18 protein-coding genes are annotated in these 25482 nt (G+C 58.9%); 6 read left to right on the top strand and 12 right to left on the bottom strand.

From position 1 onward, the window contains the following. Positions 1 to 129 precede the first annotated feature (129 nt). Together AB7M29_RS31295 and bfr are read left to right on the top strand one after the other, a co-directional pair. Positions 130 to 1578, top strand: a complete 1449-nt coding sequence (locus AB7M29_RS31295; protein ID WP_217858218.1) for a catalase — start codon at positions 130 to 132, stop codon at positions 1576 to 1578. A 155-nt stretch (positions 1579 to 1733) separates the two neighbouring features. After that, positions 1734 to 2198 (top strand): bacterioferritin, encoded by a 465-nt coding sequence (bfr, locus tag AB7M29_RS31290; protein ID WP_123359019.1) that lies wholly within the window; start codon positions 1734 to 1736, stop codon positions 2196 to 2198. Between the two features lie 71 nt (positions 2199 to 2269). Here bfr and uvrA read toward each other — a convergent pair whose 3' ends face one another. Then, the gene (gene uvrA, locus AB7M29_RS31285; protein ID WP_454248682.1) at positions 2270 to 5104 is read right to left on the bottom strand and encodes an excinuclease ABC subunit UvrA; all 2835 of its coding nucleotides are present in this window, start codon (positions 5102 to 5104) and stop codon (positions 2270 to 2272) included. Between the two features lie 191 nt (positions 5105 to 5295). On the opposite strand from uvrA, the gene AB7M29_RS31280 reads away from it, so the two are divergent. Further along, positions 5296 to 6693 (top strand): MFS transporter, encoded by a 1398-nt coding sequence (locus tag AB7M29_RS31280; RefSeq protein ID WP_217858217.1) that lies wholly within the window; start codon positions 5296 to 5298, stop codon positions 6691 to 6693. Between the two features lie 9 nt (positions 6694 to 6702). Then, on the top strand, positions 6703 to 7230 hold the full coding sequence (locus AB7M29_RS31275) for a single-stranded DNA-binding protein (protein WP_016969466.1): 528 nt from the start codon (positions 6703 to 6705) through the stop codon (positions 7228 to 7230). Between the two features lie 72 nt (positions 7231 to 7302). Here AB7M29_RS31275 and AB7M29_RS31270 read toward each other — a convergent pair whose 3' ends face one another. The 10 genes from AB7M29_RS31270 to AB7M29_RS31225 all read right to left on the bottom strand — a co-directional run bounded on the left by AB7M29_RS31270 (position 7303) and on the right by AB7M29_RS31225 (position 17010). After that, positions 7303 to 9507 (bottom strand): OsmC domain/YcaO domain-containing protein, encoded by a 2205-nt coding sequence (locus AB7M29_RS31270; protein WP_454248681.1) that lies wholly within the window; start codon positions 9505 to 9507, stop codon positions 7303 to 7305. A 107-nt stretch (positions 9508 to 9614) separates the two neighbouring features. Next, entirely contained in the window at positions 9615 to 10772 is a 1158-nt protein-coding gene (locus tag AB7M29_RS31265) for a glutathionylspermidine synthase family protein (RefSeq protein ID WP_217858215.1), read from the bottom strand. Positions 10773 to 10784: 12 nt separating this feature from the next. Next, entirely contained in the window at positions 10785 to 11510 is a 726-nt protein-coding gene (locus tag AB7M29_RS31260; RefSeq protein ID WP_038981321.1) for a DUF1190 domain-containing protein, read from the bottom strand. A 19-nt stretch (positions 11511 to 11529) separates the two neighbouring features. After that, positions 11530 to 11958 (bottom strand): DUF350 domain-containing protein, encoded by a 429-nt coding sequence (locus AB7M29_RS31255; RefSeq protein ID WP_217858213.1) that lies wholly within the window; start codon positions 11956 to 11958, stop codon positions 11530 to 11532. A 14-nt stretch (positions 11959 to 11972) separates the two neighbouring features. Further along, a complete protein-coding gene (locus tag AB7M29_RS31250) occupies positions 11973 to 12647 on the bottom strand; it encodes a DUF2491 family protein (RefSeq protein WP_454248680.1) in 675 nt (224 codons plus the stop codon). Beyond that, on the bottom strand, positions 12634 to 13668 hold the full coding sequence (locus tag AB7M29_RS31245) for an ion channel (protein ID WP_217858211.1): 1035 nt from the start codon (positions 13666 to 13668) through the stop codon (positions 12634 to 12636). Before AB7M29_RS31245 ends, AB7M29_RS31250 begins: the two co-directional genes overlap by 14 nt. A gap of 69 nt (positions 13669 to 13737) precedes the next feature. Then, positions 13738 to 14301, bottom strand: a complete 564-nt coding sequence (locus AB7M29_RS31240; protein ID WP_052967053.1) for a rhomboid family intramembrane serine protease — start codon at positions 14299 to 14301, stop codon at positions 13738 to 13740. A gap of 194 nt (positions 14302 to 14495) precedes the next feature. Beyond that, complete coding sequence (locus AB7M29_RS31235; protein ID WP_123720583.1) at positions 14496 to 15194, bottom strand: PspA/IM30 family protein; 699 nt, start codon at positions 15192 to 15194, stop codon at positions 14496 to 14498. A 24-nt stretch (positions 15195 to 15218) separates the two neighbouring features. After that, on the bottom strand, positions 15219 to 15800 hold the full coding sequence (locus AB7M29_RS31230) for a YjfI family protein (RefSeq protein WP_030131197.1): 582 nt from the start codon (positions 15798 to 15800) through the stop codon (positions 15219 to 15221). 262 nt (positions 15801 to 16062) lie between these two features. Then, positions 16063 to 17010 (bottom strand): IS110 family transposase, encoded by a 948-nt coding sequence (locus AB7M29_RS31225; protein WP_217858081.1) that lies wholly within the window; start codon positions 17008 to 17010, stop codon positions 16063 to 16065. A gap of 293 nt (positions 17011 to 17303) precedes the next feature. On the opposite strand from AB7M29_RS31225, the gene AB7M29_RS31220 reads away from it, so the two are divergent. Next, positions 17304 to 21620 carry an Lhr family helicase gene (locus AB7M29_RS31220; RefSeq protein WP_454248679.1) on the top strand — a complete coding sequence of 1439 codons (4317 nt, stop codon included), beginning with the start codon at positions 17304 to 17306 and terminating at the stop codon, positions 21618 to 21620. A gap of 135 nt (positions 21621 to 21755) precedes the next feature. On the opposite strand, the gene AB7M29_RS31215 is transcribed toward AB7M29_RS31220, so the two are convergent. Further along, positions 21756 to 23876: a mechanosensitive ion channel family protein gene (locus AB7M29_RS31215; RefSeq protein WP_454248678.1), complete on the bottom strand. Its 2121-nt coding sequence runs from the start codon at positions 23874 to 23876 to the stop codon at positions 21756 to 21758. A 289-nt stretch (positions 23877 to 24165) separates the two neighbouring features. On the opposite strand from AB7M29_RS31215, the gene AB7M29_RS31210 reads away from it, so the two are divergent. Next, a complete protein-coding gene (locus AB7M29_RS31210) occupies positions 24166 to 25377 on the top strand; it encodes an MFS transporter (protein WP_454248677.1) in 1212 nt (403 codons plus the stop codon). The last annotated feature ends 105 nt before the right edge of the window (positions 25378 to 25482 follow it).

Genomic DNA, 25482 nt, shown 5'->3' with positions numbered 1-25482 from the left:
GGATTGTTGGTAGTATTTTTCTATTGATGTCTGCAAATTAATGAATTTGTAGGTGTCATGATTGATGGTCAATACTCCCTCCCACGCCGATTAGCCGGCAGTTCCAAAACTGACAGAGGATGAGATCGCATGAGCCAGAACAGCACGCTTACGACCGCCAGTGGCGCTCCTGTCGCCGACAACCAGAATTCCCGCTCCGCCGGCCCTCGTGGCCCTTTGCTGCTCGACGATTTTCACCTGATCGAGAAGCTTGCTCATTTCAACCGTGAAAACATCCCTGAGCGTCGTGTGCACGCCAAAGGTTCGGGTGCCTACGGTACGTTCACCGTGACTCGCGACATCACTCAGTACACCAGTGCCAAGCTGTTTGAGTCCGTCGGCAAACAAACCCCGACCTTCCTGCGGTTCTCTACTGTGGGCGGCGAACGCGGTTCGGCCGACACCGAGCGTGATCCACGCGGTTTTGCCCTGAAGTTCTACACAGAGGAAGGCAACTGGGACATCGTCGGTAACAACACGCCGGTGTTCTTCATCCGTGATCCGCTGAAATTCCCTGACTTTATTCATACCCAGAAGCGCCTGCCGCAAAGCAACCTGAAAAGCGCGCAGATGATGTGGGATTTCTGGTCGCATTCGCCTGAGGCGTTGCACCAGGTCACCATTCTGTTCTCGGACCGTGGCATCCCTGACGGCTATCGCCACATGCACGGCTTTGGTAGCCACACCTACAGCCTGATTAACGCCAATGGCGAGCGTCACTGGGTGAAGTGGCACTACAAAACCAAGCAAGGGATCAAGAACCTCGCTCCGGCAGAAGCAGCGCGCCTGGCGGGTACCGATCCGGACTACGCGCAACGTGACCTGTTCGGCGCCATTGAGCGCGGTGATTTCCCGAAATGGAGTGTCAATATCCAAATCATGACCGAGGCCCAAGCCGAGGCTCATTACGAGAACCCGTTTGACGTGACCAAAACCTGGTCGCAGAAAGAGTTCCCATTGATCGAGGTGGGTGAGCTTGAACTCAACCGCAATCCGCTGAACTACTTCGCTGAAGTCGAGCAGGCGGCGTTCGGTCCGAGCAATATGGTCCCGGGTGTCGGTCTGTCGCCTGACCGCATGCTCCAAGGTCGTGTATTCGCTTACGCTGATGCCCACCGGTACCGTGTGGGGACCAATCACCAGCAACTGCCGGTGAACGCGCCTCGCAGCCCGGTCAACACTTACCAGCGCGACGGCTCCATGGCGTTTGGCGCCAATGGCGGCGCAGCGCCGAACTATGAGCCGAACAGTTACGTAGAATCACCGAAACAGGCACCGCGCTACGCGGAACCTGCTTTGGCCTTGAGCGGCGCGGCTGATCGTTACGATCATCGCGAAGACACCGACTACTACAGCCACGCCGGTGCGTTGTTCCGTTTGATGAGCGAGGAGCAGAAAAACCTGCTGATCAACAACATTGCCGGCGCAATGGCAGGAGTTTCCAGCGATGTGGTTGATCGCCAATTGCAGCATTTCTTCAAGGCCGACCCGGCGTATGGAGAAGCAATCGCAAAGGCACTCAACGTACAGCTTAACTAAGTCTAAACGATAAGCAGAACCGCCCTCATTTGGGCGGTTTTTGCGTTATTTAAGCTGCTTTTCTAAGAATATCTTCGCTTTTATAGCGTCGGGCGAGTGACCTTCCGGTCAGGTTGGTTCAAACTACAGACTTTAAAGCAGGGAGATGTAGGGCGATGCAAGGTCACCCAGACGTAATCGATTACCTCAACACGTTGCTGACAGGCGAACTGGCAGCCCGTGATCAATATTTCATCCATTCGCGGATGTACGAGGACTGGGGTTTCACCGAGCTCTACGAACGTATCAACCACGAGATGGAAGAAGAGGCGCAACACGCTGACGCCCTGATGCGTCGGATCCTCATGCTCGAAGGCACCCCGCGTATGCGTCCGGACGATCTGGATGTCGGCACCACCGTGCCTGACATGCTCGCCGCTGACCTGCGTCTGGAATACAAAGTTCGTGCAGCTCTCTGCAAAGGCATCGAGCTTTGCGAACTGCACAAGGATTACGTCAGCCGCGAGATCCTGCGTATTCAGCTGGCCGATACCGAAGAAGATCACACCTACTGGCTCGAGAAGCAGCTGGGTCTGATCAAGCTGATTGGTCTGGAAAATTACCTGCAATCGCAGTTCTGATGCTGTTGTAGGCGCGTACGAAAAAGCCCCTGTCACCGATGAAGTGACAGGGGCTTTTTCGTGGCCCTGATTCAGGCTCTGTCGCGAGCCAGCAATGGTTTGAGATAGAAGCCAGTGTGAGACTGCTTCATCTCCGACACTTCCTCCGGTGTACCGACGGCAATGATCTGGCCGCCTTTGGAACCACCTTCCGGCCCCAGGTCCACCAACCAGTCGGCGGTCTTGATCACATCAAGGTTGTGCTCGATCACCACCACGGTATTGCCGTGGTCGCGCAGACGATGCAACACGTCGAGCAGCTGTTGGATATCCGCAAAGTGCAGGCCGGTGGTCGGCTCATCGAGGATGTACAGGGTCTTGCCGGTATCGCGCTTGGACAGCTCGCGAGACAGTTTCACCCGCTGGGCTTCACCGCCGGACAGCGTCGTCGCCGATTGCCCCAGCTTGATGTAGGAAAGGCCTACGTCCATCAGCGTCTGAAGCTTGCGCGCCAAGGCTGGAACCGCGTCGAAGAACACCCGGGCTTCCTCGATGGTCATCTCGAGGGTTTCGTGGATGCTCTTGCCCTTGTACTTGATCTCCAGCGTCTCGCGGTTGTAGCGCTTGCTCTTGCAGACGTCGCAAGGGACATAAATGTCCGGCAGGAAGTGCATTTCCACCTTGATCAGGCCATCGCCCTGACAGGCTTCGCAGCGTCCGCCCTTCACGTTGAAGGAGAAACGCCCCGGCCCATAACCGCGGGAGCGGGATTCCGGCACACCGGCGAACAGTTCGCGTATCGGCGTGAACAGCCCGGTGTAGGTCGCCGGGTTGGAGCGCGGCGTACGACCGATCGGGCTCTGGTCAATGTCGACGACTTTATCCAGATGTTCCAGGCCTTTGATGCTCTCGTGAGCTGCAGCTTCCAGGGTTGTTGCCCCATTGAGTGCGGTAGCGCTCAAAGGAAACAGTGTGTTGTTGATCAGCGTCGATTTGCCTGAGCCGGACACACCGGTCACGCAGGTCAGCAGACCGATCGGAATCTCCAGATCGACATTGCGCAAATTGTTACCGCGAGCGCCTTTGAGGGCCAACGACAGCTTCTTGTTACGCGGCGTGCGTTTGGCTGGAACTGCGATCTTTACCCGACCCGAAAGGTACTTGCCGGTCAGCGAATCAGGGTGAGCCATAACCTCGGCCGGGGTACCTTCGGCGACGATATGTCCACCGTGCACACCTGCGCCCGGGCCGATATCCACCACATAATCGGCCAGACGAATCGCGTCTTCGTCGTGCTCGACCACGATCACCGTGTTGCCAATGTCCCGCAGGTGCTTGAGGGTGCCCAGCAACCGGTCGTTGTCCCTTTGATGCAGACCGATCGATGGCTCATCGAGGATGTACAGAACCCCCACCAGGCCGGCGCCAATCTGACTGGCCAGGCGAATCCGCTGGGCTTCGCCGCCGGACAGCGTGTCGGCACTGCGATCCAGTGACAGATAGTCCAGGCCGACGTTGACCAGGAACTGCAGCCGCTCGCGGATTTCCTTGAGAATCTTGTCGGCGATCTCGCCACGGCGACCAGTCAGTTTCAGCACGCCGAAATATTCACAGGCGTCGCCGATCGGCAGATTAGTCACCGCCGGCAAAGTCTTCTCGCCAACCCATACGTGCCGCGCCTCGCGACGCAGACGGGTGCCGCGGCAATCCGGGCAGGGCTGGGTGCTGAGGAATTTGGCCAGCTCTTCACGGACCGAAGCCGATTCGGTTTCGCGGTAGCGGCGTTCCAGGTTCGGCACGATGCCTTCGAACGGGTGCGAACGTTTGACGATGTCGCCACGGTCGTTCAGGTATTTGAAGTCGACGTTCTGCGAGCCACTGCCATGCAGGATGAATTTCTGCTGATCGGCCGGCAGGTCGTTGAACGGCACTTCAAGGCTGAACTTGTAGTGCGAGGCCAGCGACCCGAGCATCTGGAAGTAATAGACGTTGCGCCTGTCCCAGCCGCGAATAGCGCCTTCCGCCAGCGTCAGTTCGCCATTCACCAATCGCTTGATATCGAAAAACTGCTTAACACCCAAGCCATCGCACGTCGGGCAAGCGCCAGCCGGGTTGTTGAAGGAAAACAGCTTGGGTTCCAGCTCGCTGATGGCATGACCGCAGATCGGGCAGGCGAAGCGCGCGGAGAAGATGATTTCTTCGCCGGGCTCGTCGTCCATTGGCGCCACCAGAGCGATACCGTCCGCCAGTTTCAACGCAGTCTCGAACGACTCAGCCAAACGCTGTTGCAGATCGGCGCGGACCTTGAAGCGGTCGACCATGACATCGATCGAGTGCTTCTTCTGTTTATCCAGCTTCGGCAACTCGTCCAGCTCGCAGAGCCTGCCGTTGACCCTGGCCCGCACAAAACCCTGGGCGCGCAGCTCTTCGAAGACCGAAAGATGTTCGCCTTTGCGCTCGCGAATCACCGGGGCCAGCAGCATCAGTTTGCTGCCCTCCGGTTGTGCCAGCACCAGGTCGACCATCTGGCTGACGGTCTGGGCTTCCAGCGGAATGTCGTGGTCCGGGCAGCGCGGAATACCGACGCGAGCGTAGAGCAGGCGCAGGTAGTCGTAGATTTCGGTAATGGTGCCAACCGTCGAGCGGGGGTTGTGCGAGGTCGACTTCTGTTCGATGGAGATCGCTGGCGACAGACCTTCAATGGTGTCGACGTCAGGTTTTTCCATCATCGACAGGAACTGCCGGGCGTAGGCCGACAGCGATTCGACATAACGGCGCTGGCCTTCGGCGTACAGCGTGTCAAAGGCCAGGGACGACTTGCCGGATCCGGACAGGCCGGTGATAACGATCAGTTTGTCCCGTGGCAGGGTCAGGTCGATGTTCTTCAGGTTGTGGGTTCGGGCCCCACGAATCAGGATCTTGTCCAAAGTGGCCTCGCTCGGCGGGCGTCGAAAACGTAGGAGTATACGGCCAAATACTGGATGGATGCACACTATCAAATGCGGGGCGCGCAGCCTTGCATGAAGACTGCGTCATCTGTGCGCGTCATAGCGTCGCGATATACCCCGTCAATCGATGGGACTGGTAGAATCGCCGCCGGTTCACATGAGGTTTTTCCATGCACGATCCCCACAGCGAACGCATGAGTGGCAGTGAGACCCGCGCAGCAAGCGGTCTGGCCCTGGTGTTCGCCTTCCGTATGCTTGGCATGTTCATGGTGTTGCCGGTTCTGGCGACCTATGGGATGGACCTGGCAGGAGCGACCCCGGCCCTCATCGGGTTGGCGATTGGCGCTTACGGCCTGACCCAGGCGATCTTTCAGATTCCTTTTGGCTTCATTTCCGACCGCATCGGTCGTCGTCCGGTGATTTACCTGGGGCTGATCATCTTCGCCCTGGGGAGCGTGCTGGCGGCCAATGCCGATTCGATCTGGGGCGTCATTGCCGGACGCATCCTGCAAGGCGCAGGGGCGATTTCCGCGGCGGTCATGGCGTTGCTGTCAGACCTGACCCGGGAACAGCATCGGACCAAAGCCATGGCCATGATCGGCATGACGATTGGTCTGTCGTTCGCTGTCGCCATGGTTGTAGGACCATTGCTGACCCGTGTCTTCGGTCTGTCCGGGTTGTTCTTCGCCACCGGAGGCATGGCGCTGGTCGGCATCGTCATTGTGATGTTCATGGTGCCGCGCGCAACCGGGCCGTTGCAGCACCGCGAGTCCGGCGTCGCGCGCCAGGCGCTGATACCGACGCTCAAGCACCCGGACCTGCTGCGCCTGGACCTGGGCATTTTTGTGTTGCACGCGATGTTGATGTCGAGCTTCGTTGCATTGCCCCTGGCCCTGGTCGAAAAAGCCGGGCTGCCTAAAGAGCAGCACTGGTGGGTGTACCTGACCGCGTTGCTGATTTCCTTCTTCGCCATGATCCCGTTCATTATCTACGGCGAGAAGAGACGCAAAATGAAACGAGTTTTATTGGGCGCAGTGCTGACGCTGATGCTCACTGAGCTATTCTTCTGGCAGTTCGGCGATAGCTTGCGGGCTCTGGTGATTGGTACGGTAGTGTTCTTCACCGCGTTCAATCTGCTGGAAGCCTCTTTGCCGTCGCTGATCAGCAAAGTTTCACCGGCAGGCGGCAAGGGCACAGCGATGGGGGTTTATTCCACCAGTCAGTTCCTCGGTTCGGCACTGGGCGGGATCCTCGGCGGCTGGATGTTCCAGCACGGCGGTTTGTCGGTTGTATTCCTCGGATGCGCCGGCCTGGCTGCCCTCTGGCTGGCCTTTGCTGTTACCATGCGCGAACCACCTTACGTCACGAGCCTGCGCTTGCCGTTGTCGCCCGAGGCGATCCGCGAAGCGGGTCTGGTCGAGCGCCTGAAGGCCGTCGTAGGGGTAACAGATGCAGTGATCGTCGAAGATGAAGCGGCGATTTACATCAAATTGGACACAGAACTATTGGATCGCACCACCCTTGAGCGCCTGGTGAACAACCCGGCCGGGGCAGCGTGCGTAGCCTAGGAGAACGTTATGGCCCGTGGGGTTAACAAAGTCATATTGGTCGGCACTTGCGGCCAGGATCCCGAAGTTCGCTACTTGCCTAACGGTAACGCCGTGACCAACCTGAGTCTGGCGACCAGCGAACAGTGGACCGACAAGCAAACCGGTCAGAAGGTCGAGAAGACCGAATGGCACCGTGTGTCGATGTTCGGCAAGGTTGCCGAAATTGCCGGCGAATACCTGCGCAAAGGTTCGCAGGTGTACATCGAAGGCAAGCTGCAAACCCGCGAGTGGGAAAAAGACGGTATCAAGCGTTACACCACTGAAATCGTGGTCGACATGCAAGGCACCATGCAATTGTTGGGCGGCCGTCCACAGCAGGGTGACCAACAAGGCGGGGGCAATAACTACCAGCAGTCCGCCCCGGCCCCACGCCAACAGGCTCCGCGTCCACAGCAGTCGGCACCGCAACAGTCGCGCCAGGCACCAGCTCCACAGCAGGCCGCTCCGCAGCCGGCTCCGGATTTCGACAGCTTTGATGACGATATCCCGTTCTAAAAAAGCTGCTGTCCAGTAAGTAATAAAAAAAAGCGAAGCCCGTAATCTGGCTTCGCTTTTTTGTGGGCGCTGTTAACTGAATAAAGTGGTCACATTGGCCCGTGCCGAGTGCAGTTTCTTGTAGCTATCGATCAACCGCAGGTGCCTGTCGAGCCCCTCCAGTTTCATGCTGGTCGGCGTCAAGCCATGGAAACGCACGCTGCCGTCCACCGATCCGATTGCTGCATCCATCCGCTCGCTGCCAAACATCCGGCGGAAATTGGCCTCGTAGTCTTCCAGCTCCAGGTCTTCGTCCAGCTTCATCTCCAGCACCACGTTGACGGCCTGGTAGAACAAGCCACGCTCAACCGTGTTGTCGTTGTACTGCAGGAACATTTCCACCGCCTCTTTCGCCTCTTCAAACTGTTGCAAGGCGAGATAAATCAGCAACTTCAACTCCAGGATCGTCAGCTGACCCCAAGCCGTATTGTCGTCAAATTCGATGCCGATCAAGGAGGTGATGTCGGTGTAGTCGTCCAGCTCACTTTCCACCAGGCGCTCAACCAGCGCTTGCAGTTCGTCTTCGTCCAGACGATGCAGGTTCAGGATGTCGGCGCGGAAGAACAGCGCTTTGTTGGTGTTATCCCAGATCAGATCGTCCACGGGATAGATTTCCGAATAGTTCGGCACCAGGATACGGCACGCCTTCGCGCCGATATGCTCGTAGACCGCCATGTACACTTCCTTGCCCATGCCTTCGAGAATGCCGAACAAGGTCGCGGCTTCCTCGGCATTCGAGTTTTCGCCCTGGCCGGAGAAGTCCCACTCCACGAATTCGTAATCCGATTTGGCACTGAAGAAGCGCCACGACACCACGCCGCTGGAGTCGATAAAGTGCTCGACGAAGTTATTCGGCTCGGTCACTGCGTGACCTTCAAACGTCGGCTGGGGCAAGTCGTTGAGGCCTTCGAAGCTGCGGCCCTGCAGCAATTCGGTCAGGCTGCGTTCCAGCGCCACTTCCAGGCTCGGATGCGCGCCGAACGAGGCGAACACGCCGCCGGTACGCGGGTTCATCAACGTGACGCACATCACCGGGAATTCACCACCCAGGGACGCATCCTTCACCAACACGGGGAATCCCTGTTCTTCCAGCGCCTGAATGCCGGCCAGTATCCCGGGGTACTTCGCCAGCACGTGGGCCGGCACATCCGGCAGTGCAAATTCACCTTCGATGATTTCGCGTTTTACCGCGCGCTCGAAAATCTCCGACAAGCACTGCACCTGGGCTTCTGCCAGCGTGTTACCGGCACTCATGCCGTTGCTCAGGAAAAGGTTTTCAATCAGGTTGGATGGGAAATACACCACTTCGCCGTCCGACTGGCGCACGTATGGTAGCGAGCAGATGCCGCGCTCTTCATTGCCCGAGTTGGTATCGATCAGATGGGAGCCACGCAGCTCGCCGTCGCGGTTGTAAATCTTCAGGCAGTACTCGTCGAGAATTTCAGTTGGCAGCTCATCTTTTCGACCAGGCTTGAACCAGCGTTCGTCCGGATAGTGCACAAACGCTGCGTTGGCGATGTCTTCGCCCCAGAACTGGTCGTTGTAGAAGAAGTTGCAGTTGAGTCGCTCGATAAACTCGCCCAATGCCGACGCCAGCGCGCCTTCCTTGGTCGTACCCTTGCCGTTGGTAAAGCACATCGGCGAGTGCGCATCGCGGATATGCAGCGACCACACATTGGGCACGATATTGCGCCACGAGGCGATTTCAATCTTCATGCCCAGGTCCGCCAGAATGGCTGACATATTGGCGATGGTTTGCTCCAGCGGCAGATCCTTGCCCGCGATATAGGTGCCCGTCCCGGAATTGGATGCAGGCATCAACAACGCCTGGGCATCGGCGTCGAGGTTTTCCACCTCTTCGATCACAAACTCAGGTCCGGCTTGCACCACTTTTTTCACGGTGCAACGGTCGATGGAACGCAGGATGCCCTGGCGGTCCTTGTCGGAGATGTCCGCCGGCAACTCGACCTGGATCTTGAAAATCTGGTTGTAGCGGTTTTCCGGATCAACAATGTTGTTCTGCGACAGGCGGATGTTATCCGTGGGAATACTGCGGGTGTCGCAGTACAACTTCACGAAATAAGCCGCACACAACGCCGACGAAGCCAGGAAGTAGTCGAATGGGCCAGGTGCCGAGCCATCGCCCTTGTAGCGGATAGGTTGATCGGCCACCACCGTGAAGTCATCGAACTTGGCTTCAAGTCGAAGGTTGTCGAGAAAGTTGACCTTTATTTCCATGGGGGATTACCAGAATAACGGGCTAGACGATTTGGCCGCCATTATCCGGTATTTCAGCCGTAAGTCTTGCGGGCATCTTACTTATGTCCACACCGGCGATGGATGGGTCAGTCGAGTATCAGGTGCGGCAAAAACCGGCTTGAATCCTTGGTGATCAAACTGTTGTCTTCCCGCACGCCAATACCGGCCGCCTGATCGCCGATCACCCAGGAGCCAACCAGCGTAAAGCTGTCGCCAAACTTCGGCAGCGGGGCGAATTCCTGAAGGATAAACGGCGCGTCGGTGTAGGGCCCGTCCTCTTTCACGATCAGACCGTCAGCGGTTTGCAGTTCAATGTTGGCGCCTTCCCGGGAGAAGAACGGCTTGCGCACCCAGCCTTTTGGCACCGCTTTGCTTGGGTCTGGATCCAGGTGCGCCGCGAGCAGGTTCGGGTGACCTTTGTTGAACTCCCACAGCAGTGGCAGGATACCCTTGTTGGAAATGATCGATTTCCAGGCGGGCTCGAAAAACTGTGTGTCACTCTGGGCAATCGCCGAGCCGAAGGGTTCGTGGAAGATGAACTCCCAGGCATGCAGCTTGAACAGATGAGGAATCCAGCGATCTTCTAAGTCGACGAAACGTCCTTCATGGGTGAGGCCGATGTCTTCGATGTCGATGTGCCGCGATTCGATGCCGACCTTTTCCGCGATCAGGCGCAAGTAGTCGGTGGTGCCTTTGTCTTCGACCGAGTCTTTCATCGAGGCGAAATAGAAGGGCTGTTTGAGCTGCAGCTGGGCAAAGGCCTGATGCAGCTTGGTGTCGATGCTGTTGAACTGGTCGGCATGCTTGGGCAGCAAGCCGCGTTCGATGCATTGCTCCAGCCAGCCCCACTGAAACGCCGCCGCCTCATACAGGCTGGTCGGCGTGTCGTAGTTGAGTTCCAGCAACTTGGCCGGCCCGCTGCCGTCGTAGGAAAAATCCATGCGTCCATACAGGTGCGGGTGGCCTTCGAGCCATGAAGTGCGAACCATGTCGAAGAATGGCGCTGGAATGCTCAGGCGCTCCAGCAACTCCTCGCTCTGAACCACGCGGGCCACCAGGTCCATGCACATCTCATGAATCTCGGTGGTCGGGTCTTCGAGATCGTTCTCGATCTGCTTGAGCGTGAACTGGTAATACGCGCTTTCGTCCCAATAGGGTTCGTCGTCGATGGTATGGAACAGAAAGCCAAGACTTTCGGCGGTCTGTTTCCAGTCATGACGCTCTGCGCAGAGGATCTTCTTCATGGCGTTTGTTCCTTAACTGCTCGATCGGCCAGCGCTGCTCGAACCGCCCCAACCGCTGCGGGCGCTGGCTTTGCTGCCGAAGCCGCCACGAGACGTGGATGAGGCAACGGATATCGGCTTGCTGCCTGAACGGATTGAGTCGGTGTAGCTGCTGCTGCCGTACCTTGCCTGATTGGACTTGGTAAAGGTTGAGCCTTTGGAAATCCGCTGGTTGAGCGTTGAGGAGCCGTAGTTGCCGCGATCATCGCGGTAGCGGTAGACCGGCTCGGAGAAGTAGCTATTGCGATTGCTACTCAGCATGTTGCCGATCAGCAGGCCGGTCAGCAGGCTGGTGCCGGAGAACCCGGAGCCTCCGCTGTTCGCTTCCGAGGCCGGCAGTTGAGCCTTGGCCGCGTCCACCTGGGATTGCGTCACCTCGCCATCGGCGGTCAGTTCGAAACCGCCCAGCTTGGGGATGAACTTGCCGGCGGAATCCTGCTGGCACCAGTCGGCGACAAAGTCGGCATCGCAATCGGCCTGGTTGTCGTACACCGGCGCGATACGGCGATGCTCTGCCATGGCGGTCATGTAGGCGTCAGAGCAGACGTCTACCGGGAGTTTTTCATCGGCACACTGCTGAACAGACTGGAAGTTGTACTTCTTCTGCACCGGGTAGGTTTTTTCTGTCGGCCCGCAACCTGATATCGCCATGGCGACCGACGCTGCCAGCGAGAGCTGAACGTACTTGCTTCGTTTCATCGGAATCTCCGTGGCGCAATCAGTTCGAGGAAGGGGTCATGCACGCGGCGTTCAACATGCCGACGCTGATGGCCACTGCCGCGATATAGATACCCGCAGCGATTTCACCTTTTTTAATGCGTTCAGAGGCGCCTTTGAGCACCAGACTGGTCACCAGAAACGCCAGCAATTGTACGAAAGCGGCGATCACTGCCCAGACGACGAAGTCCAGAATGCTGATCGAGTAGGCAATCACATTACTGGCCGGAATGGCGAAACCGATGATGGCGCCACCCAGCGCGATCGCGGCCGCAACGTTACCCGAGCGGATCAGTTCGAATTCTTTGTGCGGGGTGATTCGGGTGTAGATGAACTGGAACAGCGCGAACAGCACGGCGGCGCCGAGGATGTACAAAACAAACCCGAGCACGGCGGCTTTATTCAGGGAGATGGAGAGCGCTTCAAGCATGGACTTCTTCCTTTTTAAAAAGTGTTCAGGTCAGTGGTGTACAGCGAAATGCCCAGCGAAGTACTCAAGCTGATAGTGCCTTCGGCGTCTTCTTCGACGGAAAACAGCAGGAATTCCCGGCGATCGGTCAGGCCGGTTTCGCGGGCGTACAGCATCGAACGGTGCTCGATGCTGTAGGACTCATCCGGGTTTTTCAGGTGTTCGCTCAGCCCCACCAGTTCTGTCTGGCCACTCTCGGTGCCCCATTCGCGGGTGTATTCGACACCGTTATGGGTATAAGTCGGCAGCCCGATCAGGCTTTGAGGGCCGGCCAGACGACTCAGCTCCGCTTCACTGTTGATGGTGACGTAACTGAGGTAATTGAACAGGATCACTGACTCGACCTGTCCGGCGATGTCACCGGTGGTGTGCACTTGCAGCCAGTAGTCTTCGTCGTTCATGTAATAGCGTGACAGCCAGTTCGACTGCCCGAGATCAACAGTGCCAGCGCTCCAGATCTGTTGGGCGCCAGGGATGACCACGGTGGTGTTACCGTCGAGCAACAACTTCAGGGTGGTGTCGAACATCACCTCTTTACCCAATGCCAGGCCCAGCGGACCGATGGCGGGCAGGGTTTCGTTGGCTGTCCATTTCGATTCCGTATTCGCTTTCGGGGCCTCAAGCCCCATCAACTGTTTAAACCATCCCATTGGTGATTTCCTTGAGGCGAGTGGAGGCGATGTAGAAGAGTTCGCCGCCCTCAACGCGGGTGGCGCCGGGCGGGTTGATCGAAGGCTGTCGGGCGCCTTTGGCGCGGTAGCCGATCAGGGTCGCGTTGTGGCGCTCTTTCATCTGTGCGTACAGATCGCCGAACGTTGCTTCAAAAGTATCGGGCAGTCTCATCAGGTATTGGGTAGCGCCTTGACCCACGCACAGCAATTCATTGATGACCACTGATGAGCCCGGATCCTGAGAGGCACGCACCAACATCTCGATGGCCATGCTCGAGGTGCATTCCAGGCTGGGCGCGTAGGCGCTGGCGAGCGCAGCGATTTCACTTTCATTGAAGTGGGCGACCACATGCCCGACAGGGCTCAGTCGATTGACCGCCAGCACGGTGGCCAGGGTCAGATCGTCTGAATGGGTTCGCACCAGGACGCGTTCGGCACCGGGAACGCCGGCCCGCAGCAAAAGCGCGGCAGAGGACAGGCTTTCGCCTTTGATAAAGTCTGCTTTGCCCGGCATGGGATTTTCTTCGAGGTCGCAATCGCAAATGACGATCAGGTTGTCATTGGAGGTTTCGTCCTGCAGCAATAATTCAATGACCCGCTCGCTGGACGCGCCTTCCCAGCCGATGAGAACAGTGTGGCCGACCTTACCGGTGAAATCGCCTTTGCCCTTCATGCCTTTTCTCCATACATCGATGACACTGCTGGTGGTTTTGCCGATGGCTGCCGTCAGCAGCGCAATGCCCCCGAGCATGACCCAGGTAGCCACGAAAATTCGTCCCGCCGATGTCTGTGGCGCGAGATCGCCATAGCCGACGGTGAGCGTGGTGGTGAGATAGAAGTAGGTAAACGTGGCGGGGGCGGTGAGGTGTTGTTCGCCCAGAAGCACCAGGCCGATATAGGCCGTGCTCAGGTGTATGCCCAGCGCAATGGCCAGGCCTGCCCAGCCGAACCGATGGAAGAAGGACGAAGCGTACGTGCGCAATAAAAGGAAAATCGACATTACATCCCTGACTCCGTGGGGCTCATTCCTGGCGATGTAATCGCTCTGGCGTCTGAGTGCTCAGTGCGGTTACCGGGCGGCATTAAACCTGCTGCGCGGCGTAGATAACAGTACCTTGGCTGCAATAAATCCGGCGATCGCACCAAAGATGTGCCCTTCGAAGGACATGCCTTGGCGAGGAAAGAAGCCAAAAATCAGGCCGCCATAGAGCAGGACCACGACACTGGCCGTGATCAGGTTACTCCAGCTCCTCTGGAACCAGGCGCGCGACAGGAGGTACGCCCACAGCCCGAATACCCATCCACTGGCACCAATGTGTACGCCTGCAAATCCGAACAGCCAGACCAGCGAACCGCCCAATAGAATGATGATGGCGCTGACGGCCATGAACCGGCCGAGCCCTTCGACAATGACCAGGGTGCCGAGGATCAAAAAGGCAATCAGGTTGGTACTCAGATGCGCAAAGGACCCGTGCAAGAAAGGCGAGGTGATGATGCCGACCAGTCCCTGCAGTGTTCTCGGCACCAGGCCGAAGGCAATAAGGCTGTAGCCAGTCGCCACATTGAGCAGTTGCAGCGCAACCATGAAGAGGGCCACGCCTGCGATTGTCTTGAAACCCTTCAGGGCATCCATCCTTGACCTCGACTCGAAGGGCAGTGAATGCCCGTTACTTAAGCGCAACCCATGTGGGAGCGGGCTTGCTCGCGAAGGCAGTGTGTCAGGCAACATTGATGTCGACTGACACTCCCTCTTCGCGAGCAAGCCCGCTCCCACAGGTTCCGCAGCTCGGCATCAGGGAAAAAATGCCCTTCCTGCTGCGCTGTTGCTTACTCAGCCGATTTTTTCTTCAGGCGTTCCAGAATCGCATTGGCGCTGCCTTCGTTCGGCGTGATGCCGGCTTCGCGCAGCTTGCGCTCCAGGTCGGTGCCGGTCGACGCATCGGCCAGTTGGTCCTGAGCTTCCAGTTCAGCGGCGCGTTGCTGCTGTTTGGCTTGCAGGCGGTTCAGCGTACCGACGGCGGTTTCCAGCTTGCCGTTGGCGCCGCCACTGGCGATCGAAGCACTGACCTGGGCTTTCTGTACGCTTTCACGCGCCTTGGCCATGTCCACTTGCTGACGCAGGCTTTTGATGCGGCTTTCAGCCTTGGTGATGTCTTTACGCATGTTGTCCGCGTAACCGCCGAATTCGGTGGCCTGCTTTTGCTCGACATCCAGTTCGTTGGTCAGGGTAGAAATGGCTTCGGCCACTTCCAGTGCCAGGTCTTCGCGATTGGCCTGGATCGCGGCCAGGGCCTTGGATTCCAGGTCCTTGATCTTGGCGTTGTGCTCGCTGACGCGATCAGCCGACAGTTTGTGCTTGGCCATGATGGTGACCAGCTCACGCTTGGCGTTGGCCAGCGCGCTGTCAGCATCACGAATTTCCTGGTCGAGGATGCGCAGGGCCTGTTGGTCGACGATCGATTCGCCGACTTCGTTGGCACCGCCACGCAGCGCGGTGAACAATTTGCTCCAGATGGACTGAGTCATTGGATATTTCCTGTTCCCGAAAAATTAGATGAAGAAACGTTCAAAGGCTTCGCTGGCGCGCTGGACGTTGTCGACGAGGGTTTTGACCTCGGTCACGACGTTGGTCAGGCTGGAGTCGGAGCTCAGTGCGCCGAACATGTTGTAAACGACCTGCCCGTTGGGCATCGACTCGATACCGATCGAGGACAGCGGGAACATTTCCCGGCTACGCAGAACGGCGTCATTGAATGCCGGTACGTCGTTGATGGACTCGACATCGACCAGAACGGTATCCACGATGACCTGATCGCCAACCACCGCGATGTAAATCGGCAAGCCACCGAAATCGTTCATTTCCAGCTTGATGCTGGACTCGGAGCCTTGAACGAGGGAGAGGGTGATGTCGTTCGAAACCACTTCGTCGAGGGCCTGAAGGGCGCTGTAGAGGCGATCGATATTCCAGTTATTACCTGCGCTCATGTAATTCTCCGACATGAATGAGCCAGCCAGAATCGGTTGGCGTAGCTGTTTCTCCATCTGCTTGAGCAGGCTTCGGTTTTCGGGAAGCACCCAAGTCTCGTGTTTCACATACCCGGCGGCACCCAGGCCCGCGCGCATCTGCTTCATGTAGAAGCTGGATGGTTTTTTTGCGGACGGTTTCGAGCGCTCTCCCTTTTGGCTCGCTGAATCGGTGACAGATCCGGTAGGCGGATCTGATGGAGAGCTGCTTTTCATGATGCTGACCCCGTTGTGAAAAACTCACGCGTGAGAAACACTACAGGCAATTTTTGCGGACCTCAATAGCTCACGCGTGAGATTTTTTCGACTGTTGCACAGGTGTATGACGATAGAAGGTCATGTGGGAGATTCTATGGTTGAAGGGAAGCCCTCAACCAGCTTTGGGTTGATATTCGCTCTGTCCTTTCAGTAGAGCGAATACGATCCGAGCAAGCTTGCGAGCCAGTATCACCAGCGCCTGAGTGGTGCTGAAACCTCGAGCTCTTTGCTCTTCATAAAAGCCTTTCCAGGCTGGCGTACGGCTGGCCGACATAGCTGCATTGTGCAGAAGCCGGCGAGCTTCCGGGTCACCTCGCTTGGTCAAGCTCCGGCGCCCGTCTTTTTGCCCTGACTTCGCCACCCGCAAATCCATTCCCAGAAAGGCAATAAAGGCATCTGCGTTTCTGAAGTCGCCCCGCTGAAACGCCGTGAGCAAGCGGGCTCCGGTCAGAAATCCAATGCCTTCAACTTTCAGGCAACGCTTCAACTGACCGAGCAAACCGGCTTCTTTCAGATGATCATTAATCGTCTTTTCGACCAGCGTTTCAAGCTGCTGCATGGCTTTCACTTGCGCGGCGAAAGCAGATTTCAGCAGCGGTTCATTCGCCCAACTTTGCACCAGGCCGACCCGCGCCTGAACCAAGGCTGCGCGACGACGAAAAAGGCTCAAGAGCTGGCGGTACAGCGGTGATGGCGGGGTCCAAGGATGAAGATCATCACCTTCGTTCTTCAGATAGCGGGCGAGCAGTCTGGCATCCAACGCATCGGTTTTGGCGCGGATATTCACCCCTTTTCGGTAATGGCTGAGTTCATAGCCACCCACCATGTAAATCACGCAGCCAGCCTCATAGGCCAGATCGGCGAACTCCAGGTGATAGATATTGGTCGACTCAATGGCTACCGCGACTGTCCCCGACAAGGCTTTCAACCACTGCTTGATGGCAGCCTTGTTGTTGGGAATCTCTTCAAGCAGGTCAAGTTCGGCGTGATAGATCACCAGTTCGTTCTTGGCGACATCCACGCCTACGATTGGCTTTGTGACAGAAACCGGCATTGCCATTGGATTTCCTCCGGGATATGTTTTGAGCACTTGAAGGGCTCACCCAGAGGCGCAGGCTTGTTCCTATCGTCGGTCCTAGCCAGATGCATTCTTTATCGGCGCTTGGGTGAAAGGAGGAGGGGCGAAATCTCCCACGGATCTGTACTGCGTCAACAGTCAGAATCGGGCTTTGTCCCTCCTCCTCCCTTCAAGTCCTACCATACAAGCGGGCTTGCTCGCGAAGGGGCCCTAAAGCCGACAGAGGACTTGAGCGGTACTTGCAACTTCCCGCCCCCACCCGCATAAATTACCCCATGAATCTGCCCATCCCCACGGACGCTGCTCTGGCAGGCTTTCACCCCGCCGTCAGCGCCTGGTTCAGCAACACCTTCGCGACGGCCACCGCCGCCCAAGCCCGGGCGTGGCCGTTGATCCGCCAGCGCCGCTCTACCCTGATCGCTGCGCCCACCGGTTCCGGCAAGACCCTCACCGCGTTTCTGGCCGTGCTCGACGATCTGGTCCATCGTGGCCTGGAGAGTCCGGACGGCCTGCCGGACGAAACCCTGGTGGTCTACGTTTCGCCGCTCAAGGCGCTGTCCAACGACATCCGGATCAACCTGCAAAACCCGCTGGCCGGCATTACCGAACAGTTGCGGGTGATGGGCCTGCCCGACGTACCGATCAGCACCGCCGTGCGCACCGGCGATACGCCGCAAAAAGAGCGCTCGGCCATGCGCAAAACCGCGCCGCACATTCTGGTGACCACCCCGGAATCTCTTTACGTGCTGCTCGGCTCCGACTCCGGCCGGCAAATGCTCGGCACCACCCACACGGTGATCGTTGACGAAATCCACGCCATTGCCGCCAGCAAACGTGGCAGTCATCTGGCCCTGAGCCTGGAACGTCTGCAAGCACTCTGCTCGCAACCGCTGGTGCGTATCGGCTTGTCCGCCACGCAGAAACCCATCGAAGCGGTTTCGCGCTTTTTGGTCGGCCGTGATCGCGACTGCGACATCATCGACATCGGCCACGCCCGCCCACGGGACCTCGATATAGAGGTGCCGCCCGTGCCCTTGTCGGCGGTGATGGCCAATGACGTCTGGGAACTGGTCTATGACCGACTCGCCGCCCTCGCCCGTGAACACCGGACCACGCTGATTTTCGTCAACACCCGGCGTCTGGCCGAACGCCTGAGTCGACACTTGAGCGAGCGCCTCGGCAAGGACGCGGTGGCGGCCCACCATGGCAGCCTGGCCAAAGAGTTTCGCCTGGACGCCGAGCAACGCCTCAAGCGCGGCGAGCTGCAAGTGCTGATCGCCACGGCTTCGCTGGAATTGGGGATTGATATCGGCGATGTCGACCTGGTGTGCCAGATCGCTTCGCCACGCTCGATTGCCGGGTTTCTGCAACGAGTCGGCCGCTCCGGGCACCAGGTCGGCGGCACGCCCAAGGGCCGGTTGTTTGCCACCACCCGCGACGACCTGATCGAATGCGCCGCCCTGCTCGATTGCGTCCGCCGTGGTGAACTCGACACGTTGCAGATCCCCGAAGCGCCGCTGGACGTGCTGGCCCAGCAGATCATCGCCGAGGTCAGCTGCCAGGAATGGCAGGAACAGGCGCTGCTGGACATGCTGCGCAACGCCTCGCCTTACGCCTCGCTCGACGAAAAACACTATCAGGCACTGCTGCAAATGCTCGCCGAGGGCTACAACGGGCGTCTGGGTATTCGTAGCGCTTACCTGCACCGGGACGCCGTGAGCCGCACCCTGCGCGGTCGCCGGGGCGCCAAGCTGACCGCCGTGACCAGTGGCGGGACGATTCCGGACAACGCCGACTACAGCGTTTTGCTGGAGCCTCAAGGGCTGAACATCGGCAGCGTCAACGAAGACTTCGCGGTGGAAAGCATCGCCAGGGATATCTTTCAGCTGGGCAATACGTCGTATCGAATCCTGCGGGTCGAAACCGGCAAGGTCCGGGTCGAAGACGCTCAGGGGCAACCGCCGACCATTCCGTTCTGGCTCGGTGAAGCACCCGGGCGCAGTGATGAACTGTCGTTCGCGGTGGCACGCCTGCAAGCGCAACTCGATGAGCGGCTCGGCGCCACACCCGGCAACTTGCAACCGGCCGTCGACTGGCTGACCGACACCCTCGGCCTGAACCTCGCCAGCGCCGAGCAATTGGTCGATTACCTGGCCCGGGCACGCCAGACCCTCGGCGCCTTACCGTCGCAAGACACGCTGCTGATGGAGCGGTTTTTCGACGAGTCCGGCGGTACGCAACTGATCATCCATTCGCCGTTCGGCAGCCGCATCAACCGCGCCTGGGGCCTGGCCCTGCGCAAGCGTTTCTGCCGCACCTTCAACTTCGAATTGCAAGCCGCCGCCAGCGAGGACGCCATCGTGCTGTCGCTGTCCACCGGTCATAGCTTCGAGCTGGAGGATGTCTGGCGTTATCTGCACAGCAACAGTGCCGAACATACCTTGATTCAAGCGGTGCTTGAGGCGCCGCTGTTCGGTGTGCGCTGGCGCTGGAACGCCGGGGTCGCCCTGGCGCTGCCGCGCTACAGCGGTGGACGCAAAGTACCGCCGCAGATCCAGCGGATGAAAAGCGAAGACCTGATCGCCAGCGTGTTTCCCGATCAGATCGCCTGTGTGGAAAACCTCGCTGGCGAGCGCGAGATTCCTGATCATCCGCTGGTGGAACAAACCCTCGATGATTGCCTGCACGAAGCCATGGACAGCGAAGGCTGGCTGGCATTATTGCGGCGCATGGAACAGGGCGACATCCGCCTGGTCAGCCGCGATTTGCCGGCGCCCTCGCCACTGGCGGCGGAGATTCTCAGCGCTCGCCCCTACACCTTTCTCGACGATGCGCCGCTGGAAGAGCGCCGCACTCAGGCAGTGCTCAACCGCCGCTGGAGCGATCCGCAATCCACCGACGATCTCGGTGCGCTGGACGCCGAGGCAATTACTGCGGTGCGTGAAGAGGCCTGGCCAACGCCAACCGGCATTGATGAAATGCATGAAGCGCTGATGAGCCTGGCGTGCATCTCCGATACCGAGGCCCTGGCCAATCCGAATTGGCTCGAGTGGCTGAACACCTTGGCCGACCGTGGCCGCGCCAGCCGTTTGCAAATCAATACCGAACAATCGCTATGGTTCGCGCTGGAGCGACTGACTTGCCTGCGGGCGATTTATCCACAAGCCACATTGGTTCCACCGCTGGAGGCGTTGCCCGGTTTCGATGAAACCTGGGAGCCGGACGAAGCGGTGCTGGAAGTGATCCGCGCACGGCTCAGCGCGTTTGGTCCGTTGCCGCTGAAGGCGATTGCTGAACCTCTCGGTCTACCGGCGATTCAAGTCACTCAGGCCCTGGCGCAACTGGAGCGCGAAGGCTATGTACTGCGCGGGCAATTCACCCCTGGCGCCCCTGATGACGAGTGGTGTGAGCGGCATCTGCTGGCGCGGATTCATCGCTACACGGTCAAACGACTGCGACGGGAAATCGAGCCGGTTGCGTTGCAGGACTTCATGCGTTTTCTGTTCGACTGGCAGCATCTTTCCAGCGCGAGCCAAGCCCAGGGCCGCGCGGTGTTGCCGGCGATCATCAGCCAGTTCGAAGGCTACCCCGCCGCTGCTTCGGCGTGGGACAGCGACATTCTGCCGGCGCGTATCAAAGACTACTCGGCGAGCTGGCTGGATGAGTTATGCCGCAGCGGCAAACTGATCTGGACCCGACTGACCACGCGCAACAAGAGCGCCAGCACGGCATTGCGCAGCACGCCGATTCTGTTGCTGCCGCGTAGTCAGGTCGGATTGTGGAGCGGCTTGACCGAGCAGACGCCGGTCAGCGAACTGTCGCCCAAAACACAGAAAGTCCATGAAGCGCTCAGCCAGCATGGCGCACTGTTTTTCGATGAGCTGATTCACGAAGCCCATCTGCTGCGCTCGGAACTGGAAATCGCCTTGCAGGAACTGGTCGGTGCCGGGCTGGTAAACGCCGACAGCTTCGCCGGCCTGCGGGCGCTGATTACCCCGGCCAGCAAACGCCAGAATCGCAGCAGCCGACACGGGCGCGGAGCATTTGTCGGCGGCATGGACGATGCCGGACGCTGGGCCTTGCTGCGCCGCGGTGCTGCTGCCCCGGTTGTGGATAAACAACGACCAGCGCCTACGCCCAGCGAAACCCTGGAACACATTGCCATGACCTTGCTGCGCCGTTATGGCGTGGTGTTCTGGCGCTTGCTGGAGCGTGAGGCGGATTGGTTGCCGAGTTGGCGGGAATTGCTGCGCACATTCCATCGGCTCGAGGCCCGGGGCGAGATTCGTGGCGGGCGGTTTGTCAGTGGTCTGGCGGGGGAGCAATTTGCGCTCCCTGAGGCGATTCCGTTGCTGCGCGAAGTCCGGCGGCGACCGCACGACGGAAGTCTGATCGCGGTGTGTGGGGTGGATCCGCTGAACCTTGCCGGCACCTTGTTGCCAGGCGCGAAAGTACCGGCGCTGGCGAGCAATCGACTGGTGTACCGCGACGGCATACCGGCCGCCGCCGAGATCGCTGGCAAGCAGCAGTTCTGGCTGGAGCTGGATCAGCAGGCCAGTGGCGAGGTGCGTAACAAACTGATCCGGCATTGATGTTGTCTGGCCTGGCGCCTTCGCGAGCAAGCCCGCTCCCACGGGGGATGTTGTGTCGATCACAAAACCGCGCTCCGACACAGATCAAATGTGGGAGCGGGCTTGCTCGCGAAGAGGCCATCACAACCAACAAGATCATTGGGTTCGCGGTTGATCCGGCAACAACACCGGCGATTCCTCCAGCGTCGGCCCATCATCTTCTGGCTCATCCACATGCCTTTTGGGGATCAAAACCTGCTGTGGATAAGTCTGCGCGAAATGCACCCATGGGCTGTTATCCACAAGCTTTTTCAAACGCTGATTGAACGCCCGGCTCACCGCATATTGCCCACCCGACACGGTACGAAACTGCGCCGTCAACACCACGCCGTTAAGGTCCATTTTGTCGACACCGAACACATCCAGCGGCCCTTGCAGGTTGTACTTGAGAAACGCATCGTCACGAATCGAATCCCCGGCCTCGCGGATCAGTTCTATGGCCTTGTCGACATCGGTGTCGTAAGTGAACTGCACCGAGAAAAATGCAAATGCAAACTGCCGCGATTGATTGGTCACGGCCTTGATCTGGCCGAACGGCACCGAGTGCACAAAGCCCTTGCCGTCGCGCAGACGCAGGGTGCGAATGGTCAGGCCTTCGACAGTGCCGGCGTGGCCGGAATCGAGCACCACCCAATCGCCGATCGACAAGGTGTCCTCAATGATGATGAACAACCCGGTGATTACGTCCTGCACCAGTTGCTGGGAACCGAAACCAATCGCCAGACCGACCACCCCGGCACCGGCTAGCAGCGGCGCGACGTTGATCCCCAGGTTGGCCATGGTGGTGATCGCGCAAATCACCACCAAGATGATTTTGATCGCATTGCGCAGCAGCGGCAGGATGGTTTTCACCCGCGTGCTCGGCTGACGCGCCGAGCGCTTGCTGACCGGCGGTTTCAAGGCTTCCTGAATCGCGGTGTCGAGCACCACCCAGAGCAACCACGTCACCAGAAAGATCATGCCGATACTGCTTAACGAATTACTGATCGCTCGGCCCACGGAGTTGCGTTCAGCAAACTCGAACAGCGACACGCCCCAGATTCGCCCGAGGATTTCGATGAACGCCACGGCCATGACGATGCGCAGCAAGGCATGAAGCAAGCTGAGAAAACGCTCCTTGTAAGCACTGCTGCGCTGGATCGCTTCGGCCCGGCGAGTCTTGAACAAGTGCTGGAAAATCGTGCTGAGAAACACCATCGCGATCAGCAACACGGTGGTGAATAACGCACAGCGCAGGGCCTTTTGATTGTCCTCGCCGACGCCGATCAGGTTGATCGCCGAGACCAGCACCATCAGCAGGATCGGCCAGTACCAGAGCCCGGAAAAGATTCGCAGGGACTCTTGCAATGAGGGCTGTTTGAGGCGCTGAGTCAATGGGCGGTTACGGATCAGATGCGCCACCGGACGACGCAGGTGAATCACCAGCAAACCGAAGATGATCGACGCGAACAGCCCAGTGAAGACCGCGATGCTGCTGGTGATGTTGCCGCCCAATTGCCGGGCGATCTGCGGGCTGGTCAAGGCATCGCTCAGCGCAGCGAGGAAGCCAATCATGAACAGCGGTCTGGGGCAGTAGTCACGGATGATCTGCACCGCCGGGCGCTTATGACCGGTATTGAACATGACGATTACGCAGAGCAGCATCGAGGTCGAGAAAATGCCGCTGCTGGTGGCGTAGGCGAAACACAGCGCGAGGGCGCGACCGACCGAAGCCTGCAGGAAATGGCTGACGTAGAGGGTCAGCGGCAGACAGATCACGGCGGGCAAGGTGAAAGGCATCAAATACTTGAGCAGGTCCTGGCTGCGCTCGCGCGTTCGCAACCAACGGCCCAGGTTCAAATGCCTGGCCAGAATGCCGCCGAGCACCGTGAGCAAGGCAAACGTGCCGAGCCACACACCGGACAACAACAGGAAGTCAGCGGCTACGCCCCAGGAAGAACGGGACGAGGGCTGATTCACCAGTTTGTCCACTTCATCCGCCGCCCGATCAGCGCGCAGACGCCAGGCATCCACCAGATTTTGGTTGAGATCGAGTTTGTCCTGAACGTCGTCGATGCTGGAGCTGATGGCCCCGAGCAGGCCTCCCTGGACCAGCGGCTCAGCCTTGGCGGGCTCTTCAGCTGCAGTGGGAACGCCTGACAACGCGGCGGCTTCCAGTTCGTTGCTGCCCACAAACAGCAACGCCCCCAGTAGTATCGCGGTCTTGAACTTGAACAAAACGCGGAGCTCCTTCACAAGGGTCTGTAAGGAACTGATTGGCAAATGGCGGCCAAGTTCGGTTTTGGCCGCAAGATAGCCCGCCGATGCGGTTCACTGTGGAGAGAGAGCTTGCCCCCGCTGGGGTGCGAAGCGCCCCCAAAACCTGCGAACCGATTTCTCTCAGATATTTCATTCGCCACTCGATATTTGACCTCCGCGCAAATATCAAATGCCCATCCCTGTATTTTTCCGCACGGCCCAAACCCCGACACTGCGCTCCATCAATCAATCCCACCGGAGTGCAGCCATGCCCATTGCCTTGCTCGCGCTGACCCTCAGCGCTTTCGCCATCGGGACGACGGAGTTCGTCATCGTTGGCTTGTTACCTACCATCGGCGCCGATCTCGGTGTCAGCCTGCCGTCCGCCGGTCTGCTAGTCAGTCTGTATGCACTCGGTGTGGCCATCGGCGCGCCGGTGCTGACCGCCCTCACCGGTAAAGTCCCACGCAAATTGCTGCTGTTGTCGTTGATGGTGCTGTTCACCCTCGGCAACTTGCTGGCCTGGAAAGCGCCGAGCTACGAGTCGCTGATCATTGCGCGGATCGTCACGGGCCTGGCCCACGGGGTGTTTTTCTCGATTGGCTCGATCATCGCCACCAGCCTGGTGCCGAAGGAGAAAGCCGCCAGCGCGATTGCCATCATGTTCACCGGCCTGACCGTGGCGCTGGTCACTGGCGTACCGTTGGGGACGTTTATCGGTCAGCATTTCGGCTGGCGTGAAACCTTCCTCGCGGTGTCTGCATTGGGTGTGATCGCCTTCCTCGGCAGCCTGCTCTATGTGCCGAAAAACATCGCCCACAGCAAACCGGCTTCGCTGATGCAGCAATTGCAGGTGCTCAAGCAACCGCGCCTACTGTTGGTGTATGCCATGACAGCGGTCGGTTACGGCGGCTCGTTCATTGCCTTCACCTTTCTGGCGCCGATTCTTCAGGACATTTCCGGCTTCAGCGCCAGCACCGTCAGCCTGGTGCTGCTGGTGTACGGCATCTCGGTGGCCGTCGGCAACATCTGGGGCGGCAAACTGGCGGACAAACACGGCCCGATCAGCGCTCTGAAAATCATCTTCGCCCTGCTCGCCGCCGTGCTGTTCGTGCTGACTTTCACGGCTGGCAATCCATGGCTGGCCCTGGCCACCGTGCTGGTTTGGGGCGCCGTCGCTTTCGGCAACGTGCCGGGCCTGCAGGTGTATGTGGTGCGTCAGGCCGAACATCACACCCCGAATGCGGTGGACGTGGCTTCGGGCCTGAACATTGCGGCATTCAACCTCGGCATTGCCGGTGGGGCGTGGGGCGGTGGTTTGATCGTGGCGCACATGGGTCTGATTCATACCGCGTGGATCGGCGGCCTGGTGGTCTTGGTCGCACTGGCACTGACCGCCTGGAGTGGGCGTCTTGACCGGTTGGGCCCTGTGTATGCCGAATCGGCTGAAGGCTCGGCCCGGATCGTCGTCGGGCATTGATCAACCTATGGGAGCGGGCTTGCTCGCGAAAGCGGTGTGTCAGTGACATCAATACTGGATGTGCCGCCGCTTTCGCGAGCAAGCCCGCTCCCACATTTGATTTAT

It is taken from the genome of Pseudomonas sp. F-14 TE3623, assembly GCF_053629015.1.
This window is presented reverse-complemented; position numbering and strand designations above follow the sequence as displayed.

Bases quoted from the DNA above. Each gene is read 5' to 3' on its own strand.
- AB7M29_RS31295 (WP_217858218.1), top strand. From the start codon at position 130: ATGAGCCAGAACAGCACGCTTACGACCGCCAGTGGCGCTCCTGTCGCC.
- bfr (WP_123359019.1), top strand. From the start codon at position 1,734: ATGCAAGGTCACCCAGACGTAATCGATTACCTCAACACGTTGCTGACA.
- AB7M29_RS31280 (WP_217858217.1), top strand. From the start codon at position 5,296: ATGCACGATCCCCACAGCGAACGCATGAGTGGCAGTGAGACCCGCGCA.
- AB7M29_RS31275 (WP_016969466.1), top strand. From the start codon at position 6,703: ATGGCCCGTGGGGTTAACAAAGTCATATTGGTCGGCACTTGCGGCCAG.
- AB7M29_RS31270 (WP_454248681.1), bottom strand. From the start codon at position 9,507: ATGGAAATAAAGGTCAACTTTCTCGACAACCTTCGACTTGAAGCCAAG.
- AB7M29_RS31265 (WP_217858215.1), bottom strand. From the start codon at position 10,772: ATGAAGAAGATCCTCTGCGCAGAGCGTCATGACTGGAAACAGACCGCC.
- AB7M29_RS31260 (WP_038981321.1), bottom strand. From the start codon at position 11,510: ATGAAACGAAGCAAGTACGTTCAGCTCTCGCTGGCAGCGTCGGTCGCC.
- AB7M29_RS31255 (WP_217858213.1), bottom strand. From the start codon at position 11,958: ATGCTTGAAGCGCTCTCCATCTCCCTGAATAAAGCCGCCGTGCTCGGG.
- AB7M29_RS31250 (WP_454248680.1), bottom strand. From the start codon at position 12,647: ATGGGATGGTTTAAACAGTTGATGGGGCTTGAGGCCCCGAAAGCGAAT.
- AB7M29_RS31245 (WP_217858211.1), bottom strand. From the start codon at position 13,668: ATGTCGATTTTCCTTTTATTGCGCACGTACGCTTCGTCCTTCTTCCAT.
- AB7M29_RS31240 (WP_052967053.1), bottom strand. From the start codon at position 14,301: ATGGATGCCCTGAAGGGTTTCAAGACAATCGCAGGCGTGGCCCTCTTC.
- AB7M29_RS31235 (WP_123720583.1), bottom strand. From the start codon at position 15,194: ATGACTCAGTCCATCTGGAGCAAATTGTTCACCGCGCTGCGTGGCGGT.
- AB7M29_RS31230 (WP_030131197.1), bottom strand. From the start codon at position 15,800: ATGAAGCAGATGCGCGCGGGCCTGGGTGCCGCCGGGTATGTGAAACAC.
- AB7M29_RS31225 (WP_217858081.1), bottom strand. From the start codon at position 17,010: ATGGCAATGCCGGTTTCTGTCACAAAGCCAATCGTAGGCGTGGATGTC.
- AB7M29_RS31220 (WP_454248679.1), top strand. From the start codon at position 17,304: ATGAATCTGCCCATCCCCACGGACGCTGCTCTGGCAGGCTTTCACCCC.
- AB7M29_RS31210 (WP_454248677.1), top strand. From the start codon at position 24,166: ATGCCCATTGCCTTGCTCGCGCTGACCCTCAGCGCTTTCGCCATCGGG.